Genomic DNA, 268 nt, shown 5'->3' on the forward strand with positions numbered 1-268 from the left:
CGAGGCGACCTCCTCGCCCACCTCGTCCAGCAGTACCACCCGGATGGAGTCCTCGCTCCTCCCGTTCGTGCCCGAGGCGGCCCGTGCGTCCGACTCCGTCGTGGCGTTCGCCAGCAGGAGGGAGGCGCTGCTGTCGGTCACCATGTAGGCGAGGCGGTCCGCCGGATACTCAGGATCCAGCGGCACATACGCACCGCCCGCCTTCCACACCGCCAGCAGAGCCACCACCATGTCCACCCCACGCGGCAGACACAGCCCCACCACACTC

The 268-nt window shown here is 69.8% G+C and carries 1 protein-coding gene; it reads right to left on the reverse strand.

Annotation, left to right across the window (positions count from 1 at the left end; genetic code table 11):
- A partial coding sequence (locus FF041_RS38570; RefSeq protein ID WP_456154186.1) for an AMP-binding protein occupies positions 1–231 on the reverse strand: 231 nt, incomplete at its 3' end.
- Between the last annotated feature and the right edge of the window lie 37 nt (positions 232–268).

It is taken from the genome of Streptomyces jumonjinensis (assembly GCF_009600885.1).
In the GTDB taxonomy this organism is placed as follows: Bacteria; Actinomycetota; Actinomycetes; order Streptomycetales; family Streptomycetaceae; genus Streptomyces; species Streptomyces jumonjinensis.